We start from the raw sequence: 19,620 nt of genomic DNA, 5'->3' as shown, positions 1-19,620 counted from the left end.
TGTTGACGTTGACGTTAACGTAAACCAAACCGGGCCGTTTGCAAAGCCCCCATCAAGTGGCGGCCTCGACGCGCGCCTGCAGTTCCTGGCGTGCGGCCTCGGCCCCCCGGGCATCGTGCCCCAGCAGGCTCAGACACTGGCGCTCGAGCATGTCGATCTCGCCGAGCACCGCCTCGATGTCGCTGCGCTGCTGCTCCAGCGCCCGGCGCCGTTCTTCGAGCACGCTGAGGAAGCGGCGCAGTTGCGGTGCCGAATCGTGGCGCCCGTCGTACATATCAATCAATTCCTTGATCTGCGCAAGCGACAACCCCAGACGCTTGCCGCGCAGCGTGAGCTTGAGGCGGGCCCGGTCGGCGCGACCGTAGATACGCACCCTCCCCTCGCGGCGCGGATGCAGCAGCCCCTGATCCTCGTAGTAGCGGATCGTGCGCGGCGTGATGCCGAATTCCCGCGCCAGATCCGAGATGGTGAAAAATTCCTCTGTTCGGCTCATCCTCGCCTCGTCGTTTTTCCGGTAGACTGGTTTCCGTTGACGTCAACGGAACATTACCACATGCACACCGAACTCAGCTATCCACATCCCGCCACCCCCGAGCTCGGACAGGTGGCCACCGTCGCTCCCGGCGTGCACTGGCTGCGCATGCCTCTGCCGTTCGCGCTCGATCACATCAACCTGTGGCTGATCGACGATGCCGAGAACCAGGTCGCGCTCGTCGACACCGGCTTTGCCTCACCGCAAGTGCAGGCAGCCTGGCGCGAAGCGTTGCGCCTGCGTCTGCCCAGCCGCCTCATCGTCACCCATTTCCACCCCGACCACTTCGGCCTGGCCGACTGGCTCATGCGCGAATGGCGGCTGGAACTGTGGATGAGCCATTCCGAATTCCTCACCGGCCATGCCGTGTGGCACGGCGTCGCCGGTCATTCGGTCGAGGCCATGCTCTCCCTCTTCCGCGCAAACGGCCTCGACGAAGAACGCGCGACGGCCCTGGAAGCGCGCGGCAACGCCTACCGCCGCGGTGCCCCGCGTCTACCCGAGCGTTTCCACCGCCTGCACGACAGCGACGAGCTGGTCATCGGCGGGCGCACCTGGCGGGTGATCACCGGCTGCGGCCATTCGCCCGAGCACGTCGCCCTCTACTGCCCCTCGCAGAAACTGCTCATCTCCGGCGACATGCTGCTGCCCAAGATTTCCACCAACGTCGGGGTTTGGGCCGTCTCGCCCGAAGACGATCCGCTCGCGGACTTCCTGCGCTCGCTCGGGCGGTTCGAAGCCTTGCCGGAAGATACCCTTGTGCTACCATCGCACGGACTGCCGTTCGTCGGCCTGCACGCGCGCATCGCCCAGCTGCGCGCGCACCACGAAGAGCGCCTGGCGGTGCTCGAAGCCGCGCTCGATGCGCCGAAGACGGCGGCCGAGGTGATCCCGACGCTCTTTTCCCGCGCGCTCGACACGCACCAGGTCGTGTTCGCGCTCGGCGAGGCGCTCGCCCACCTCAACCACCTGGTCGCGCTCGGACGCGCCGAGCGGCTGCGCGGCCCCGACGGCCGGCAGCGCTTCGTGCGCACGGGCCCGACCCCCTGAACGAGAACGAGCACCAAGGGAACAAAGATGAGCGAGACACAGACCCCAGCACAAAAACCGGCCGCCCCGCCGCCGGTCACCCCCGAGTTCCCCAACCCCCAGGAAATGGCGAAGATCTACGCCGAAGTGGCCGAGCGGGCCGCCCGGCTGCTGGGCGAGACCATGCGCAAGCAGCTCAAGGAGGGAATCCATCCGCCGGCCGACGAAGTCGGCATCGCGCAGACCTACATGGAGATGATGGCGCGGCTGCTCGCCAACCCCTACCGTCTCGCCCAGGCGCAGATGAACCTGATGTGGGACTACTTCACCCTGTGGCAGCGCTCCATGCTCAAGCTCATGGGCATGAAGACTCCGCCCGTGGTCGAACCGGAAAAGGGCGATCGCCGCTTCAAGGACCCGGACTGGGAAGAGCACTTCCTCTTCGACTACATCAAGCAGTCCTACCTCATCGCCGCGCGGCGTATCCATGAGGTCGTCAGCGACATCAAGGGCGCGGACGAGCGCACGAAGAAGCGCATCGAATTCTTCACCCGCAACTTCATCGATGCCCTCTCGCCGTCGAACTTCGCCCTCACCAACCCCGAAGTCTTCCGCGAAACCCTGCGCACCCACGGCCAGAACCTCGTCCGGGGGCTGAAAAATCTCCTGCGCGACCTCGAAGAAGGCGGCGGTCAGCTGCGCATCCGCATGACCGATACCAGCGCCTTCGAGCTGGGCAAGAACATCGCCACCACCCCGGGCAAGGTGGTATACCAGACCGAGCTCATGCAGCTCATCCAGTACACCCCCACCACGGAAACGGTCTACAAGCGGCCGCTCCTCATCGTCCCTCCGTGGATCAACAAGTACTACATCCTCGACCTGAGGCCGCAGAATTCGCTCGTCAAATGGCTGGTCGACCAAGGGCACACGGTGTTCATCCTCTCCTGGGTGAACCCCGACGAGCGCCTCGCCCAGGCCACCTTTGAAGACTACGTGCAAAAAGGCGTGCTCGCCGCGCTCGACGCCATCGAGGAGCAGACCGGCGAGCGCGTCGTCAATGCCGCCGGCTACTGCCTGGGCGGCACCCTGCTCGCCACTGCTGCCGCCTGCCTGGCAGGCAAACGGCAAAAGCGCCTGGGTTCGACCACCTTCCTCACCACTCTCATCGATTTCTCCGAGCCGGGCGAACTGGGCGTTTTCACCACGCCCGAGACCGTGGCGGCGCTGGAGAAGAAGATGCAGGAGCGCGGCTACCTCGAAGGCTCGGAGATGGCCACCACCTTCAACATGCTGCGCGCCAACGACCTCATCTGGTCCTTCGTGGTGAACAACTACCTGCTCGGCAAGGAACCCTTCCCCTTCGACCTGCTGTACTGGAACTCCGACTCCACCCGCATGCCTGCGGCGATGCACAGCTTCTATCTGCGCAAGATGTACATCGAGAACAAGCTCGTCGAACCGGGCGGAATCGAGATCCTCGGCACGCCGATCGACCTGGGCAAGATCAAGCACCCCTGCTACTTCATCTCCGCGGTCGAGGACCACATCGCCCCGTGGCGCACCACGTACAAGGGTGCCCGCCGGCTCACGGGCGCGCCGGTGCGCTTCGTGCTCGGCGGCTCGGGCCACATCGCCGGCATCGTCAACCCACCCTCGGCGAACAAGTACGGTTACTGGACCAACCCGGTCACGCCGCTGCCCGAGGATCCGGAAGAATGGCTGCGCGGCGCCGAACATCACCCCGGTTCGTGGTGGCCCAACTGGAATGAATGGCTGGCGGCGCAGGACGACACGCGCGTGCCGGCGCGCGACCCGGCCCAAGGGAAGCTCCCGGTGATCGAGGACGCTCCCGGCTCCTACGTCAAGGTGCGCATCTGAACGATGCAAGCAACCCCACCGCCGTCGGTGCGACGGCGGTGGTGCTCGACACCAACGCCGCACTCGCGCTGTGGTACTTCGAGGACCCTGCGCTTTCGCCGCTCGCTGCGGCGCTCGCTAGCGGCCGGCTCGTCCCGGTCGCCACCCCGCCGATGATCGCCGAATGGCACTGCGTGCTCGCGCGCGAGGGGTTCGACCCCCAGCGCGCCGCCGCCGCGCGCACCGCCTACGCGGCGCTGCGGCGCGAGCTGCCTCTTCCCGAGCTGGAGGCCCCGGCGCGCTGCCGCGATCCCGACGACCAGAAATTCCTCGTCTGCGCGCTCGCCTACGCGCCGCTTCTCCTCACCCGCGACAAGGCGCTCTTGCGCCTCGCGCGGCACCGCCGCATCGCGCCGCGGCTCGCCATCCTCCGGCCGGAGCAGGCGATGCCCCTTCGAGGCCCCGTTGCGGCAACCGAGATCTCGTGAAGAAATCGTCGCGGGCGGGGCGCTCCCTTACTTGCGCCAGGCGTCGGCCTGCACCAGCGAATCGTCGCGCCAGGCTTCGCGCGCGGCCTTGTTCGCCATCCAGTTGGGCAGGAAGGTGAAGGCTTCGTCGAGCAGGTGCGGCGTGTGCTTGCCCGGCGAATAGCGCAGTGCCCGCTCGAAGTATTCGCGCAGCGCCGGCTTGAAGTTGGGGTGGGCGCAGTTCTCGATGATGACGCGGGCGCGCTGCTTGGGCGAGAGCCCGCGCAGGTCGGCCAGGCCCTGCTCGGTGACGATCACCTGTACGTCGTGCTCGGTGTGATCCACGTGCGAGGCCATGGGCACGATGCAGGAGATGGTGCCGCCCTTGGCGCTCGAAGGCGTCATGAAGATCGAGATGAAGGCGTTGCGCGCGAAGTCGCCCGAGCCGCCGATGCCGTTCATGATCGAGGTGCCCATGATGTGGGTCGAGTTGACATTGCCGTAGATGTCGGCCTCGATCAGCCCGTTCATGGCGATGACGCCCAGGCGCCGGATGACTTCGGGGTGGTTCGAGATCTCCTGCGGCCGCAGCAGGATCTTGTTCTTGAAGTCTTTCAGGTTGGCGTTGAGCTCGGTGAGCGCATCCGGGCTGAGGGAGAAGGAAGTGGCCGAGGCGCAGGTGAGCTTGCCGCAGCGGATCAGCTCGAGCATGCCGTCTTGCAGCACCTCCGTGTAGGCGGTGAGATTCTCGAAGGGACCGTCGCGCAGCCCCGCCATCACGGCGTTCGCCACGTTGCCCACGCCCGATTGCAGCGGCAGGAGGTTTTCCGGCAGGCGCCCCTTTTTCACCTCGTGTTGCAGGAATTCGAGGATGTGGCCGGCGATGCGGCGCGAATTCTCGTCGGGCGGGGAGAAGGGCGTGTTGCGGTCGGGATGATTGGTTTCCACTACCGCGATCACCTTGTCGAGATCGACGCGGTAGTAGGGAATGCCGATGCGGTCGGCCGCCTTGAGGATGGGAATGGGCTTGCGGTGCGGCGGCAGCGCCGTGCCATAGTAGATGTCGTGCATGCCCTCGAGCGCGGGATTCTGCCAGGCATTGACCTCGAGGATGATCTTGTCGGCCTGGTCGAGCCAGGTCTTGTTGTTGCCCACCGAGGAGGAGGGAATCAGCAGGCCGTCTTCGGTGACGCCCGCCACCTCGACCACGGCGATGTCGAGCTTGCCGAGGAATCCGCCCCAGACGAACTGCGCCACGTGCGAGAGGTGGATGTCGATGTACTCCATCTCGCCGGCGTTGATGCGCTTGCGGCAGGTGGGGTCGGACTGGTAGGGCAGGCGCATTTCGATGCCGTCGACCATGGCCAGGGCCCCGTCGAGCTCGGGGGCGGTGGAAGCGCCGGTCCATACGCTGATCTTGAAACGCTGCCCGCGCAGGTTCGCGTCGAGGATGCGCTTGGCCAACGCCGCGGGCACCACTTTGGGATAGCCTGCGCCGGTGAAGCCACTCATACCGACGTTCACGCCAGAAGGAATCAGGGCCGCGGCCTCGTCGGCCGACATGATCTTGCCGCGCAGCTGCGCGTTGAGGATACGGTCGTTCACGCTCATGGTCCAGGAAAAGAGGAAGGGAGACCGGGCGATTCTACCCCGCAAGACATGAGTTTTATATAAAACATCAAAGACTTGCCATATGAATCCCTTTATCCTCCGGTCTTCGAGTAGCCATGGGGATTGGCCTGCTGCCAGCGCCAGGCGTCGCGGCACATCTCCTCGATCCCGCGGGTGGCACGCCAACCGAGGCGCTCGGCCGCCAGGCTCGGGTCGGCCCAGCAGGCGGCGACGTCGCCGGGGCGGCGTGGAACGATCTCGTAAGGGATCGTGCGGCCGCTCGCCTGCTCGAAGGCGCGCACGAGCTCGAGCACGCTATGGCCCCGGCCCGTCCCGAGGTTCACCGCCAGGCATTGCGGCGGTTCGGCGGCGAGCGTGCGCAGCGCCGCCAAGTGCCCCAGCGCCAGGTCGACCACGTGCAGGTAATCGCGCACCCCCGTGCCGTCGGGCGTGGGGTAGTCGTTGCCGAAGACGCGCAGTTTCGGCAGCCGACCCACCGCCACCTGGGCCACGTAGGGCATGAGGTTGTTGGGCACGCCGCCCGGATCCTCGCCGATGCGCCCGGAAGGATGCGCGCCCACAGGGTTGAAGTAGCGCAACAGGGCGATGCGCCAGTCGGGCTGAGCGCGGAAGAGGTCGCGCAGCATCTCTTCGACCACGAGCTTGGTGCGGCCGTACGGGTTGGTGGCGCTCAAGGGGTGATCTTCGGTGAGCGGCAGACGTTGCGGCTCGCCATAGACCGTGGCCGAGGAGCTGAAGACGAGGGTCTTCACGCCGCACGCCTGCATCGCCTCCAGCAGCCGCAGGGTACCGAGCACGTTGTTGTCGTAATAGGCGAGCGGCTGCGCCACCGATTCGCCCACGGCCTTCAAGCCGGCGAAGTGGATCACCGCCGTGCAGCCGTGCCGCTCGAGCACGCGCACGAGCGTGTCGCGGTCGCGCACATCGGCCTCGATCACCGTCGGCGCGCGCCTGGCCAGTTCGGCCACGCGCGCGAGCGCTTCAGGGTGGCTGTTGGAGAAATTGTCGAGCGCCACCACTTCGTGGCCCGCCATCAAGAGTTCCACGCAGGTATGCGAACCGATATAGCCGGCCGCGCCGGTCACCAGCACCTTCATCCGGTCTTCTCTGGGTAAGGAAAAAAGCGAGATTACCGTGAAAAGGCCCTGCCCGGAACAGCCGCACGGAACACGCCGGTCATGCGTGCATGTTTGTCACGTCAAGCCGGCAAAGAAGCGCCGCTTGGCCAATTCTGTGCATATGAGATACGCCGCGGTGATCGCCAGCACCGCCGCCAGCACGTCGCCCGGCAGCGGCGTGAACTCGAACAGCGCGCCGCTGCCCGGCAGGTAGGGCAGCGCGAGCGTCACGCCGGTCAGCAGCAGCGTCAGCCGCCACAGCAGCGTGCCCGGCCGGCTGCGCCAGGCCGGCCGGGCGGTGCGCACCACCAGCAGCACCCACAGCTCGGTGAGCAGCGATTCCACGAACCAGCCGGTGCGAAAGTGCGCCGGCGCGCCGTCGGTCAGCCACAGCAGCAGCGCAAACGTGAGGCCGTCGAACACCGAGCTGATGAGGCCGAAGGTGATCATGAAGCGGCGGATGGCGGCCACGTTCCAGCGGTGCGGCGTCTGCACGGCTTCTTCGTCCACCCGGTCGGTGGCGATGCCCATGGCCGGCAGGTCCGACAGGAAATTATTCAGCAGGATCTGCTTGGGCAGCAGCGGCAGAAACGGCAGAAACAGGCTGGCCGCCGCCATGCTGATCATGTTGCCGAAGTTGGCGCTGGTGGTGGTGTAGATGTACTTGAGCGTGTTGGCAAAAGTGCTGCGGCCGAATTCGATGCCGCGGCACAGCACGTCGAGATCATGCTGCAGCAGCACGAAATCGGCCGCCTGCTTGGCCACGTCCACCGCCTGATCGACCGAGATGCCGGCATCGGCGGCGTGCAGCGCCGGCGCGTCGTTGATGCCGTCGCCCAGATACCCCACCACGTGGCCGGAGCGCTTCAAGGCCAGGATCAGGCGCTCTTTCTGGTTCGGGTCGACCTCGGCGAACAGGTCCGTGTGGACCGCGCGCTGCCACAGCGCCTCGTCGCGCATGTCGTCGATCTGCGCGCCGGTCAGTACCACCGGTTCGGCGATGCCGACCTCGCGCGCCAGGTGCGCCGCCACCAGGCGGTTGTCGCCGGTGATGATCTTGATGGCCACGCCCAAGCGTTTGAGTTCGGCCAGCGTGCGCTCGATGCCAGGCTTGGGCGGGTCGAAGAACAGCAGAAAGCCCTCGAAGCACAGGTCCGCCTCGTCGCTCGCGTGGTAGGCGGGCTTGGCGTCGAGCCGCCGGCTCGCCACCCCGAGCACGCGGTAGCCCTGTTCGCTCCAGGCGGCGAAGCGCCGTTCGAGGGCGGCTTTTTGCGCGTCGTCCAGGGGAATTTCGGTCTCGCCAGCGCGCAGGCGCCCGCACACCGCAAGCACCGTGGCGAAGGCGCCCTTGGTCAGCAGCAGGGGCGCGCCATCCGGGCCGGCGGCGACGATGGACAGGCGCTTGCGCAGAAAGTCGTAGGGGATTTCATCGAGCTTGCGCCAGGCGGCGGGGTCGAGCCCGGGCGGTGCGCCGGCCGCCTCGATGGCGGCGTCGAGCGGGTTGTCGATGCCGGTTTCGAAGTGGGCGTTGAGGTAAGCGAGCCGCGCCACCCGGGCCGAGGGCTCGCCGTCGGTGCCGAGTGCGCCGTCGAGGCGGATCACGCCCGCCGTCAGCGTGCCGGTCTTGTCGGTGCACAGCACGTCCATGCTGCCGAGGTTCTCGATCGCCGCCAGACGCCGCACGATCACGCCCTGCCGGGCCATGGCGCGCGCGCCGTGGGCGAGCGTGATGGTCATGATGGCCGGCAGCAGCTCCGGCGACAGCCCCACCGCCAGCGCCACCGAAAAGAGCAGCGCCTCCACCACCGGCCGCGCGAAGTACACGTTGATGGCGAACACCGCCAGCGTGAGCGCCACCATGGCCTGCGTGAGCAGCGCACCGAAGCGGCGCAGGCTGAGCTCGAATTCGGTCGGCGGTGCGCGGCGGCGCAGGCGCTGGGCGATGGCGCCGAACGCCGTGCGCGCGCCGGTTTCCACGATCAGCGCCCGCGCGGTACCGCTGCGCACCGAGGTGCCCATGAACACCATGTTGTGGCGCTGCGCGAGCGGCGCATCCGGCGGTGCCGTGCCGGGCGTTTTCTCGACCGGAAAGGTCTCGCCGGTCAGCACCGCCTCGGTGACGAAAAAATCCTTCGCCTCCAGCAGCACGCCGTCGGCCGGAATCAGGCTGCCGGCGGCCAGCAGCACCACGTCTCCCGGAACCACCGCCTCGGCCGGCAGGCTCACTGGCGCGCCGTCGCGCAGCACCGTCACCCGCACCGCCACCCGTGCTCGCAGCGCCGCCACCGCCGTGAAGGCGCGGTATTCCTGCAAGAAACCAAGCCCGCCGCTGCCGAGCACGATGCCGAGCACGATGCCGGCGTCCAGCCACTCGCGCAGGTACGCCGACACCAGCGCGGCGAACACCAGGATCAACACCAGCGGGTCGATGAACTGCTTGAGCAGCAGCGCCGCGGGGGCGAGCGTCGGGCCGTCTGGCAGGCGGTTCGGGCCGTGTTCGGCCAGGCGCCGGGCAGCCTCGGCCGAGCTCAATCCAGTGGGTTCACTCGCCAGCGCCTGCAACAGCCGCTCCAGCGGCCAGGACCAGTAGGCATCGCGCGGGGCGTCGGACATGGCTGGGCTCGCCGGTCGGAAGGGCAAAAGGAAGTATAGAAGACGAAGACCATTCCAGCGCGCCGCAGCGACACGCTTCGCCGGCTGCACTGCTAGAATCGCCCCTTCCCTTTTCCGACCATCCCAGAATGCGTTTCCTTCTCAAGCTCTCCCCCGAGATCATCATCAAGAGCACTTCGGTGCGCAAGACGATGACCAAGATCCTCGCCGACAACGTGCGGCGTCTGGCCGAGAAAGACGGCATCGTCTGCCGCGTGCGCCGCTTCTGGGACAAGATCGAGGTCGAAGTGGCCGATGAGGACGGCGCGCGGCTGCAGCAGCGGCTGTGCGACACCCCCGGCATCGATCTCGTGCTGCGCGTGCGGGAGCTCCCTTTGGCCGAGGTCTCGCCGCAGGCCGTGGCCCAAGCCGTGGCCGCGGTCGCCGCGCCCTGGGTGGCCGGCAAGACCTTTGCCGTGCGCGCCAAGCGCAAGGGGCGCCATGCCTTCACCTCGCTCGAACTCGAACGCACGGCGGGCGCCGCGCTCCTTGCCGCTGCTCCCGGGGCCAAAGTCGATCTCACGCACCCCGAAGTCACGGTGGCGATCGAGCTCTCGGGTGAAGTGCTCGAACTCGTCGAGGCGCGCGAGAAAGGGCTTGGGGGGTTTCCGCTGGGCGCGCAGGGCGAAGCGCTCGCCCTCGTCTCCGGCGGGTTCGACTCGAGCGTGGCCGCATTCCTCATGCTGCGCCGGGGGATCAAGACGCACTTCGTCTTCTTCGACCTGGGCGGGGCCGAGCACGAAGCGGCGGTGCAGCAGGTGTGCCACTACCTGTGGCAACGCTACGCCCGCTCGCATCCAGCGCTCTTCATCTCCGTGCCTTTTGGCGAAGTGATCGAGCGGCTGCTTGCCGACGTGCGCGAAGGCTACATGGGCGTGATGCTCAAGCGCCTGATGCTGATGGCCGCGAGCCGCCTGGCCGACGAGCTCGGGCTCGACGCGCTGGTGACCGGCGAGAGCCTCGCCCAGGTCTCGAGCCAGACGCTGAGAAACCTCGCCCTCATCGACCGGGCCACCGACAAGCTGGTGGTGCGCCCGGTGGTGGCGCTACACAAGAACGAAATCATCGCCTGGGCCGAGCGCATCGGCACGCGCTCTTTTGCCGAGCATCTGCCGGAACACTGCGCCGTCATCTCCAGGCGACCGGTGATCCACGGCTCCTTCGAGCGGCTCGCCGAGCTGGAGCAAAACTTCGACTTCACGGTGCTCGACCGGGCGCTCGCCGCGCGCAAAACCTGGAAGATCGAGGCGCTCGCCGCGCCGCCCGAGGCCGGTGAGGCGCTGCCCGTGGTGACGCAGAAAACCCCCGGCGAGATCCTCATCGACATTCGTCCGCCCGAACTCGCCGACGAAGCGCCGCTGCCCGAAGCCGACCTGGCGATTCCCTTCTTTGCCCTGCGCGAAGCGAAGCTACCCGAGGCGCGGCGCTATCTGCTCTACTGCGACCGCGGGCTGCTGAGCCAGTGGCACGGCCGGGCGCTCGCCGAGCGCGGGCTGGACGTGGCGGTGTATCAGCCGGCGCGCGCCGGTATAGTGGCCCCCGAATTTGAGACACCGGTTTAAGCTGTCGTCCAAAGAGGACGATGACATGAGCGAAGGCAAGAAGCGCAAGGTGCATCGCTCAGCGTTCAAGACGAAAGTAGGGCTGGAAGCGCTCAGAGGGGTAAAGAGGCTCAACGAGATCGGGCAGCACTACGGCGTGCATCCAGTTCATGTTGATGAACCTGCTCGAAGCAGCCAATCCCAATCCCCAGATCCGCTTTCATGCGACCGACTTCAAGCCCTCCCACATCGCCGGCGCCCGCGCCTTGGCTGCAGAGGCCGGCCTGCAAGACGCAATCGTCCCCATCCGTACCTGGCCCCTCATGCGGCGATTGGACAATCCGGTCATGGCTGCCCATAATGTGCGATGCAGCACGGACCGTTTTTCCCACCGATCGAGGAAATCGCCATGAGTGACACCACAGCGTACGTGCCACCAAAGGTCTGGAAGTATTGCGCGCCCTCGGGTGGCCGATTCGCCAGTATCAACCGCCCGAGCGCCGGCCCCACCCATGACAAACCGTTGCCGGTGGGCAAGCATCCGCTGCAGCTCTATTCGCTGGCCACCCCAAACGGCGTGAAAGTCACCATCATGCTCGAGGAGTTGCTCGCCCTCGGCCATGCCTGTGCCGAGTACGACGCCTGGCTGATCCGCATCAGCGAAGGCGAGCAGTTCTCCAGTGGCTTCGTCGAGATCAATCCAAACTCGAAGATTCCGGCGCTCGTCGATCGCAGCGGCGCAAAGCCACTACGCGTGTTCGAGTCCGGCTCGATCCTCCTCTACTTGGCCGAGAAGTTCGGTGCCTTCCTGCCCACCGACACGGCTGGACGCACCGAGACCCTAAACTGGCTGTTCTGGCAGGTGGGTTCGGCCCCCTTAGTGGGCGGCGGCTTTGGTCACTTCTACGCCTACGCACCGGAAAAATACGAGTACCCCATCAACCGCTATGCCATGGAGACCAAGCGCCAGCTCGACGTGCTCGATCGCCTGCTGGCCGAGCGTCGCTACATCGTCGGCGATGACTACACCATTGCCGACATGGCCATCTGGCCATGGTATGGCGCTCTGGTGTGCGGCGAGCTCTACCAGGCGGCCGAATTCCTCTCGGTGCAAGACTACAGACACGTACAGCGCTGGGCCGCCGAGATCGCCACACGCCCCGCCGTGATCCGCGGACGCAAGGTCAACCGCACCTGGGGCGAAGAGGACGAGCAAGTACCAGAGCGCCACGATGCCTCGGACTTGGGCTAATTGGGACAATGGGTTCGAGGGTGTAAGATCACGGTGCGCCACGCCTTGCAAAGGCACGCTGCGCTGGTGCGAAACCTCGTCTGATACCCCGGCGCAGCTCGCGCTGGCTTGGGTGTTGGCGCAGGGCGAGGACATCGTGCCCATCCCCGGCACCAAGCGCCGCGCACGGCTGGAGGAGAACGTCAAGGCGCTGGAGGTACGGCTGAGCGCCGAGGATCTGGCGCGCATCGACCGCATCCTGCCGCCCGGCGCCGCCGTCGGGGAGTCGCCAATCGCTGGCGGGCTGAAAATCCCGAGGGAGCGCTCGAGGACGCCGGCTGGGCAGCGAACGCTTATTTCCAACCCTGATTCGCTCGACGGATCACTTTCACCGGCACGGGGCTGACCCGGTACCGGTCCGACAAAGGGGTAGACGATGAACGAGAACATCCGGGGAAAAATCGTGGTAATCACCGGCGCGAGCAGCGGCCTGGGCGAGGCGACGGCGCGCCGACTAGCCGCCGAGGGCGCCATCGTGGTGCTCGGTGCGCGGCGGCTCGAGCGCATCCAAGCGCTAGCGGCCGAACTGGGCGGCGAGGAGAAGGCGCTGGCCCTGCGAACCGATGTGACCGACCGTGGTCAGGTGGAGGCGCTGGTCAACGCCGCGGTGCAGCGCTACGGGCGGGTCGACGCCATACTCAACAACGCCGGCCTGATGCCCCATTCACCGCTGGAGCGGCTCAAGGTCGATGACTGGGATCGCATGATCGACGTGAACATCAAGGGCGTCCTGTACGGTATCGCTGCGGCCCTGCCACACATGATCCGCCAGCGATCCGGACACATCCTCAACGTCGCTTCCGTCGCTGGCCACAAGGTGCGCGCCGGCAGCACGGTCTACTCGGCCACCAAGCACGCGGTGCGCGTGATTTCCGAAGGTCTGCGCCAGGAAGTGAAGCCCTACGGCATTCGTACCACCATCCTCTCCCCCGGTGCGGTGGCCACCGAGTTGCCGAACAGCATCACCGAGCCGGATGTGGCGGAGAACGTCCGCAAGCTCTACGAGATCGCCATTCCTGCCGATGCCTTCGCCCGGGCCGTGCTCTTCGCGATGAGCCAGCCGGACGACGTGGACATCAACGAGATCCTGTTTCGCCCCACCGCGCAGGAATACTGAGACTGAGGTCTTTGCGCCGAGGCATCAACCCGGCGGGTGATTCGCTCGCCGCCGAGCACCAGGCCTTGCCGTCTCGTCCGTTTCAAGGGAGCCGCCATGACCACCCGCAAACCGCAAATCGTCATCACCTATTGCACCCAGTGCCAGTGGCTGCTGCGGGCCGCCTGGCTTGCCCAGGAACTGTTATCCACCTTTGCCGACGACCTCGGGCGGGTGGTTCTGGAGCCGGGCACCGGCGGGGTGTTCCGCATCACCTGTGACGGCGAGCAAATCTGGGAGCGCCAGGCCGACGGCGGCTTCCCCGAGGCGAAGGTGCTCAAGCAGCGCGTCCGTGACCGCATCGCTCCGGGCCGTGACCTCGGCCATAACGACCGCCACTGAACGCGCTGCAGGAGTGCCAAGGGACAGCATGGAGAGCACCAACGTATTTTCTCGTCTGCATGGTACCGGCCGGTGCAAAGGGCCATGTGGCAGTGGCGCCGCTCGACGAATTCCGTGTGGGAGGACTGGTGCGCGATCGGCCCACCGAAAGAAGTCCGGCTCAAGCGCAGGAACGACAGAAAGACGCGCCCGGCCCCGTGGCGCTTGATGGGCGGCTCGGGCCTCAGAGGGCACTTTGGTTCACTCGCTTGGCCAATGCCTCGGCGCTTTCCTTGCGCTCGCTATAGCGGTCCACCAGATACGGCACCGCGTCGCGCGTGAGCAGCGTGAACTTCATCAGCTCCTCCATCACGTCCACGATGCGCTCGTAGTACGGCGAGGGCTTCATGCGGCCGGCCTCATCGAACTCCTGGTACGCCTTGGCGATCGAAGACTGGTTGGGGATGGTCAGCATGCGCATCCAGCGCCCCAGCACGCGCATCTGATTCACCGCGTTGAAGGACTGTGAGCCGCCCGAGACTTGCATCACCGCCAGCGTCTTGCCTTGGGTCGGGCGTACCGCGCCAACCGACAGCGGAATCCAGTCGATCTGGGTCTTCATTAGGCCACTCATCGCACCGTGCCGTTCCGGCGAGCTCCATACCATGCCTTCGGCCCACTGCACCAGCTGGCGCAGTTCCCTGACCTTGGGGTGATCTTCGCTGGCGTCGTCCACCAGCGGCAGGCCCGACGGGTCGAAGAAGCGCGTCTCACCCCCGAGCGCGCGCAGGATGCGCGCCGCTTCCTCGGCGGCCAGGCGGCTGTACGAGCGCTCGCGCAGCGAACCATAGAGCAGCAGAAAGCGCGGTGCATGGCTGGCACGTGGGGGCGTCAGCAGCCGTTGCCTGTCGGGCTGCTGGAATAGCGTGGCGTCGAGATTCGGCAGATCGATGAGCGCGTCAGACATCTTGCCCCCGCGCATCCACCACCGGTTTGCCGTCTTCCTTGCTGAACGCGCCGCGCTGCGGCTGCGGCAGGATCTCCAGCACGGTTTGCGCGGGGCGGCACAGGCGCGTGCCCAGCGGCGTGACCACGATGGGCCGGTTGATCAGGATGGGATACTGGAGCATGAAGTCGATCAGTTCCGCGTCGCTCCATTTCGGATCGGCCAAGCCCAGCTCCGCATAGGGCGTGCCCTGCTCGCGCAGCACCGCGCGCACCGGCACGCCCATGGCGAGGATCAGCTGCTCGAGCGTGTCGCGCTCGGGCGGCGTTTTGAGGTACTCGATGACGATCGGCTCCTCGCCGCTGTTGCGGATCAAGGCGAGCACGTTGCGCGAGGTGCCGCAGTTGGGGTTGTGGTAGATCGTGATGTGGCTCATGATGAAAGGCTTCCTATCTATGGGCGGGCTGCGCGCCGCGTTCGTACCAGCCGCGTGAGCGATTGACCACGTGCACGACCAGCAGCATCACCGGCACCTCGATCAGTACGCCGACCACGGTGGCCAGCGCGGCGCCGGAGTGCAAGCCGAACAGGCTGATGGCGGCGGCCACCGCCAGTTCGAAGAAATTGCTCGCGCCGATCAGTGCCGAGGGGCACGCGACGCTGTGCTGCTCGCCCGCCTTCCGGTTGAGCCAGTAGGCCAGGCCGGCATTGAAGAACACCTGGATCAGGATCGGCGCCGCCAGCATGGCGATGACCAGCGGCTGGTGCAAAATGGCTTCTCCCTGAAAGGCGAACAGCAGCACCAGGGTCAGCAGCAGCGCGGCGATCGACAGCGGACCGATGCGCTCCAATGCCTGATCAAACGCGGCCTGGCCTCGGCGCAGCAGCGCACGGCGCCAGAGCTGCGCGAGGATGACCGGGATCACGATGTAGAGCATCACGGAAATCAACAGGGTATCCCACGGCACGGTGACGGCCGACAGGCCCAACAGCAGGCCGACGATGGGCGCAAAGGCGAATATCATGATGACGTCGTTGAGCGCCACCTGCGACAGCGTGAACACGGGGTCGCCGCCAGTCAGCCGGCTCCAGACGAACACCATCGCCGTGCAGGGCGCAGCGGCCAGTAGGATCAGACCGGCAACATAGCTGTCGAGCTGGTCGGCAGGCAGCCAGTCGGCGAAGAGCCGTTGGATGAACAGCCAGGCGAGGAGCGCCATCGAGAACGGTTTGACCGCCCAGTTGACGAACAGAGTGACGCTGATGCCACGCCAGTGCTGGCGCACCTGACCCAAGGCGCCGAAGTCCACCTTCAGCAGCATGGGAACGATCATCACCCAGATCAGCACGCCGACCGGGAGGTTCACCCGAGCGACTTCCATGTGACCGATGGCCTGGAATACGCCGGGCGCGAACTGCCCGAGCACGATGCCGGCGACGATGCACAGCAGCACCCACACGCTCAGATAGCGCTCGAAGACGCTCATGGATTCAGGCGCTCGCGCTGATTGCACGGCTTCGCGGGCTGCGTCCCGCGTGGCCGTCCCGCTGCGCCGATGCTGCACCACCCGGGCTGCGACGAGATGAGCGCCAGGCGATGGGGCTCAACACGCGATGCAGGCATGGGAATCGTCGCTGGCTTGGCACACGCCGCCCTGGCAGCAGTGCTCGGTCAGATAGCCGAGCAGGTCATTCATGTGGCCATACTCGGCGCGGTAGATCAGGTTGCGGCCCTGCTGCTCGATCGTGACCAGGCCGGCACGGGCCAGCTCCTTCAAGTGAAAGGACAAGGTGTTGCGGGCCACCTCCAGCTGCTCGGCCAGCACGCTCGGGGTGAGCCCTGCAGGGCCGGCGGCGACCAGTGCGCGGAACACGCGCAGCCGTTGGGTATGGGCCAGGGCACTCAGGGCGGATACGGCTTGGGTCTCATCCATAATTCAATGATACCACGTCTATTGAATCATCGCGCAAGAGCTCAACAGAGCAAACTTCAGGCGTGCAGCGTTGCGCCAGCGCTCTATACTAGCCTAGCGCGGGTGGACGACGAGGCCACGCGCCGGGTCTGGAACAGAGCGACTATCCTTTTGTTCGGTGTTTGTTCGGTGGCCATGCGCATTCTGCGGCACGGCTCATCGGTGCAGCTGCTGCTGAATCGCTACAAGGAGCACCGTCGTCGGGCGTTTTCCTGCAGCGGTGATGAACAATGACCCGCGCGGGTTCGTGATGGGTCCGCCGCGCCCGCATCTGCAGAAAAACACAGGGCGCCGCGAAAAACCGTCGCGAGCGGCTGCAGGGCAAGGCGCACGGAGCGCAGGAGGCGAGACATATCATGAAGATAGGCGAGCATCCGAGCACCGCGCAACGCCGCCATGCAGCCGCGCAGTAGGTTGTTCGAGGCGCCCCACAGATGCCCCCTTTTTCCGTTGGAGTATCGCCATGTCCCGATTGTCCCACACCCGTTTTTCCGTACTCGAGCTCGCGCCGATCCGCGACGACGGCACACCTGCCCAGGCGCTGCATAACGCACTGACCCTGGCCCGCCATGTCGAGGCGCTCGGCTTCACCCGCTTCTGGGTCGCCGAGCACCACAACATAGACGGCATCGCCAGCGCCGCCACTGCGGTGCTGATCGGCTACATCGCCGCCGGCACCTCGCGCATCCGCGTCGGCGCTGGCGGCATCATGCTACCCAACCATGCGCCGCTGGTGATCGCCGAGCAGTTCGGCACGCTGGAAGCGCTCTATCCGGGGCGCATCGACCTCGGCCTGGGCCGGGCGCCGGGCGCCGACCCGTTCACCGCCCGCGCCCTGCGCCGCGACCGCCTCGGCAGCGCCGACGACTTCCCCGCGGACGTCGAGGAGCTGGAATACCTGCTCGGACCCGCGCAGGACGGTCAGCGGGTCGTCGCCATGCCCGGCGTCGGCAGCCAAGTGCCGCTCTGGCTGCTCGGTTCGAGCCTATTCAGCGCCCAGCTGGCGGCGGCCAAGGGCCTGCCCTACGCCTTCGCCTCGCATTTCGCACCGCGCTACATGCACGAGGCGATCCGCCTGTACCGTGAGAATTTCCGCCCCTCGGCAGTGCTGGACGAGCCCTACGTGATGCTTGGCGTGCCGCTGGTCGCCGCGCCGACCGACGAGGAGGCCCAGTACCTGGCCACCACGGTGTTCCAGCGCGTGCTGGCGCTGATCCGCGGCCAGAGCCTGCGCTTGAAGCCGCCGGTGCGGAGCATGCAGTCGCTGTGGCTGCCCCACGAGCAGGACGCGGTCGGCAGCTTCCTCGGCATGGCGGTGATCGGCGGGCCGGAAAAGGTCCGTGCGCGGCTCGACGCGATCCTCGAGCAGACCGGCGCCGACGAGCTGATCTTCACCTGCGACGTCTACGACCCGGACGCGCGCCTGCGCAGCTTCGACATCCTCGCTGGGCTGCGCGACTGAGCGCGGCGCAGGGGCCTTCGGCGCTCATGCCGGCACGCGCGCCAGACGCCTCCGCACCTATGCCGGGAAGGGCTTGTGATGGGGATGCTCCGGTTGCACATTTCATCCGCGCTGTCCGCATGCCAATGCGCGCTGCAAGGAACAAGCGCCGGCGCCCCATACGTATCGCTCGAGCATCGTGTCGTGTCATGCGATCGAGGAGGGACGTCTGGCCTGAACCGCCTCGCTCTATCAAGGAAAAGGCGAGAGGAACACCGGGGGCTTTCGTTCATCGCTTCCGTTGAAGCAAGCCCCGCCGTTCATGGCGGTGAAGGAGTGCGCCGATGCCATAGCCGTCTTTGTCATCCCCTATTGAACGTGATGGGCACCTCGAAAAACCCCTCCACCCCGGCCTCTGATAAAATTCCTCTGTCCTGAGTCGAGAGGAGCCCGAACCATGACGCGCCGCACCGCGATCCAGCCCGACCTCTTTGCCGCAGAAGAACATCGCGCCAAGCTCGATCGCTTGGGCGATCCCCTGCAGGAGATGGACTCGGTGATCGACTTTGCGGCGCTGGCGGCGGAAGTCGAGAAGGTTTTTCCCCCGAAGGATCAGTCCAAAGGCGGACGGCCGCCCTATCCGATCGAGACGATGGTGCGTATCGTGGTGTTGAAGCGCCTCTACGGGCGCTTGGACGAACAGATGGAGTTCCAGCTCCTCGATCGGATGAGCTTCAAGCGCTTCTGTGGGCTGGAGCACTCGCGCACGGTTCCGGATCGCACCACGATCTGGCCAAAGGCTACCGGCCGCAGATCCAGCGCAAGGCCAAGCCCCACCGGCCACTGCCCAAGCGGCAGAAAGCGCGCAACACGCGCATTGCCCGCGTGCGTGCGCGGGTCGAGCACGTGTTCGCTGCCATCGAAGCCATGGGCGGCAAGATGATCCGCACCATCGGACAGGCCAGAGCCGACTTTGCCCTCACCCTGATGGCTGCCTGCTACACCATCCGGCGCACGGTGTGGCTCGTGAAGTCCGGTGCCATCCCCTGGTGAGGCCTGCCCACGGCCGCAGTGTGCCCGCAGCGGCCGTGGGCAGGAAAAAAACCGGGGCACGAGGCCGCGACGAGCGGCCAGAACGGGGGGAAATCGAGTGGAATTCAGTGCCGAATGTCATGAAGAGTCTGCTTCACCCCAAATTCCCCGGAAAACGGGGGTTGATCGAGGTTCCCTGTAAATTTCCGTGGTGTTGGTCATGACGCCGGGGTTACGGGTTGAGGTTGAGATAGACCTTGCCGGTCATCCACTCGTCGTCGAGTTCGGCCAGCAGCGCCGAGACCAGGCGCAGGCAGGAATCCATGTTGGGGAAGATGCTGGCCACCCGGGTGCGTCGTCGCAGTTCCCGGTGTCGGGTAGCAGGACGGCATTACTGCCGCCCCGCCCCCTAAGAACCGTACGTGCGAGTTTCCCCGCATACGGCTCAAGCCTCTGCAAAGCTCCTTTTGACAGGAGCCGGCAGTTCACTTACCACCTTGGCTGTGGAGCTGTCTGTGGCAGTTCGGGTGAAGGAGTTGCAGGTTAAAGATTGAGTCCGTTCCACCGAGAGATTTCGGAAGGACGTGATGGATATTCCATCCGGTTTCCTTCGTAATTTTCTCTCCGCA

Annotated in this window: 18 protein-coding genes and 4 pseudogenes; 12 read left to right on the top strand and 10 right to left on the bottom strand. The window is 66.1% G+C overall.

All coding sequences use genetic code 11. The features are described from left to right. Nucleotides 1-52 precede the first annotated feature (52 nt). Nucleotides 53-493, bottom strand: a complete 441-nt coding sequence (locus tag EPD82_RS06210) for a MerR family transcriptional regulator (RefSeq protein WP_141056144.1) — start codon at nt 491-493, stop codon at nt 53-55. A gap of 60 nt (nt 494-553) precedes the next feature. Between EPD82_RS06210 and EPD82_RS06205 the strand changes: the two genes are divergently transcribed. The 3 genes from EPD82_RS06205 to EPD82_RS06195 are packed head-to-tail and all read left to right on the top strand — an operon-like array spanning nt 554 to nt 3,909. Then, the gene (locus tag EPD82_RS06205) at nt 554-1,582 is read left to right on the top strand and encodes an MBL fold metallo-hydrolase (RefSeq protein ID WP_141056143.1); all 1,029 of its coding nucleotides are present in this window, start codon (nt 554-556) and stop codon (nt 1,580-1,582) included. A gap of 27 nt (nt 1,583-1,609) precedes the next feature. Beyond that, a complete protein-coding gene (gene phaC, locus EPD82_RS06200; RefSeq protein ID WP_141056142.1) occupies nt 1,610-3,442 on the top strand; it encodes a class I poly(R)-hydroxyalkanoic acid synthase in 1,833 nt (610 codons plus the stop codon). 41 nt (nt 3,443-3,483) lie between these two features. Next, nucleotides 3,484-3,909: a PIN domain-containing protein gene (locus EPD82_RS06195; RefSeq protein WP_198288998.1), complete on the top strand. Its 426-nt coding sequence runs from the start codon at nt 3,484-3,486 to the stop codon at nt 3,907-3,909. 27 nt (nt 3,910-3,936) lie between these two features. Here the strand turns inward: EPD82_RS06195 and EPD82_RS06190 are convergent, their stop codons facing one another. From EPD82_RS06190 to mgtA, 3 genes are all read right to left on the bottom strand, one after another. Next, entirely contained in the window at nt 3,937-5,499 is a 1,563-nt protein-coding gene (locus EPD82_RS06190; protein ID WP_055423165.1) for an acetyl-CoA hydrolase/transferase family protein, read from the bottom strand. Between the two features lie 92 nt (nt 5,500-5,591). After that, complete coding sequence (galE, locus tag EPD82_RS06185; RefSeq protein WP_055423164.1) at nt 5,592-6,617, bottom strand: UDP-glucose 4-epimerase GalE; 1,026 nt, start codon at nt 6,615-6,617, stop codon at nt 5,592-5,594. Between the two features lie 96 nt (nt 6,618-6,713). Then, complete coding sequence (gene mgtA / locus EPD82_RS06180; protein ID WP_055423163.1) at nt 6,714-9,251, bottom strand: magnesium-translocating P-type ATPase; 2,538 nt, start codon at nt 9,249-9,251, stop codon at nt 6,714-6,716. A 128-nt stretch (nt 9,252-9,379) separates the two neighbouring features. Here mgtA and thiI point away from each other — a divergent pair, with 128 nt between their 5' ends. From thiI to EPD82_RS06145, 6 genes and pseudogenes are all read left to right on the top strand, one after another. After that, nucleotides 9,380-10,852 (top strand): tRNA uracil 4-sulfurtransferase ThiI, encoded by a 1,473-nt coding sequence (thiI, locus tag EPD82_RS06175; protein ID WP_141056140.1) that lies wholly within the window; start codon nt 9,380-9,382, stop codon nt 10,850-10,852. 155 nt (nt 10,853-11,007) lie between these two features. Continuing rightward, a complete protein-coding gene (locus tag EPD82_RS06165; protein ID WP_141056139.1) occupies nt 11,008-11,244 on the top strand; it encodes a hypothetical protein in 237 nt (78 codons plus the stop codon). Next, on the top strand, nt 11,241-12,083 hold the full coding sequence (gene yghU / locus EPD82_RS06160) for a glutathione-dependent disulfide-bond oxidoreductase (RefSeq protein WP_037990181.1): 843 nt from the start codon (nt 11,241-11,243) through the stop codon (nt 12,081-12,083). The genes EPD82_RS06165 and yghU overlap by 4 nt, the downstream gene beginning before the upstream one ends. After that, nucleotides 12,064-12,345: pseudogene (locus EPD82_RS06155) on the top strand (aldo/keto reductase); the annotation flags it as partial. The gene yghU and the pseudogene EPD82_RS06155, both read left to right, overlap by 20 nt. A gap of 153 nt (nt 12,346-12,498) precedes the next feature. Next, a complete protein-coding gene (locus EPD82_RS06150; RefSeq protein WP_028875135.1) occupies nt 12,499-13,239 on the top strand; it encodes an SDR family oxidoreductase in 741 nt (246 codons plus the stop codon). 96 nt (nt 13,240-13,335) lie between these two features. Next, nucleotides 13,336-13,620, top strand: a complete 285-nt coding sequence (locus EPD82_RS06145) for an Rdx family protein (RefSeq protein WP_028875136.1) — start codon at nt 13,336-13,338, stop codon at nt 13,618-13,620. Nucleotides 13,621-13,843: 223 nt separating this feature from the next. Here the strand turns inward: EPD82_RS06145 and arsH are convergent, their stop codons facing one another. From arsH to EPD82_RS06120, 4 genes are all read right to left on the bottom strand, one after another. Continuing rightward, entirely contained in the window at nt 13,844-14,566 is a 723-nt protein-coding gene (arsH, locus tag EPD82_RS06135) for an arsenical resistance protein ArsH (protein WP_028875137.1), read from the bottom strand. Continuing rightward, nucleotides 14,559-14,981: an arsenate reductase (glutaredoxin) gene (gene arsC, locus EPD82_RS06130; RefSeq protein ID WP_028875138.1), complete on the bottom strand. Its 423-nt coding sequence runs from the start codon at nt 14,979-14,981 to the stop codon at nt 14,559-14,561. Before arsC ends, arsH begins: the two co-directional genes overlap by 8 nt. 13 nt (nt 14,982-14,994) lie before the next feature. Continuing rightward, nucleotides 14,995-16,032 (bottom strand): ACR3 family arsenite efflux transporter, encoded by a 1,038-nt coding sequence (gene arsB / locus EPD82_RS06125; protein WP_051240790.1) that lies wholly within the window; start codon nt 16,030-16,032, stop codon nt 14,995-14,997. 117 nt (nt 16,033-16,149) lie between these two features. Beyond that, the gene (locus EPD82_RS06120; protein WP_028875140.1) at nt 16,150-16,479 is read right to left on the bottom strand and encodes an ArsR/SmtB family transcription factor; all 330 of its coding nucleotides are present in this window, start codon (nt 16,477-16,479) and stop codon (nt 16,150-16,152) included. A 502-nt stretch (nt 16,480-16,981) separates the two neighbouring features. Here EPD82_RS06120 and EPD82_RS06115 point away from each other — a divergent pair. The 3 genes and pseudogenes from EPD82_RS06115 (at nt 16,982) to EPD82_RS06110 (ending at nt 19,012) form a co-directional block, all read left to right on the top strand. Then, nucleotides 16,982-17,980 (top strand): LLM class flavin-dependent oxidoreductase, encoded by a 999-nt coding sequence (locus EPD82_RS06115; protein ID WP_055423160.1) that lies wholly within the window; start codon nt 16,982-16,984, stop codon nt 17,978-17,980. A gap of 88 nt (nt 17,981-18,068) precedes the next feature. Beyond that, a pseudogene (locus EPD82_RS12390) lies at nt 18,069-18,197 on the top strand (ABC transporter ATP-binding protein); the annotation flags it as partial. Between the two features lie 219 nt (nt 18,198-18,416). Further along, nucleotides 18,417-19,012 (top strand): annotated as a pseudogene (locus EPD82_RS06110) (transposase). A gap of 211 nt (nt 19,013-19,223) precedes the next feature. Here EPD82_RS06110 and EPD82_RS06105 read toward each other — a convergent pair. Beyond that, a pseudogene (locus EPD82_RS06105) lies at nt 19,224-19,364 on the bottom strand (transposase); the annotation flags it as partial. 112 nt (nt 19,365-19,476) lie between these two features. Continuing rightward, on the bottom strand, nt 19,477-19,620 hold a 144-nt coding region (locus tag EPD82_RS12385), incomplete at its 5' end, for an HNH endonuclease (RefSeq protein WP_141056138.1).

It is taken from the genome of Tepidiphilus succinatimandens (assembly GCF_006503695.1).
Lineage (GTDB): Bacteria > Pseudomonadota > Gammaproteobacteria > Burkholderiales > Rhodocyclaceae > Tepidiphilus > Tepidiphilus succinatimandens.
This window is presented reverse-complemented; position numbering and strand designations above follow the sequence as displayed.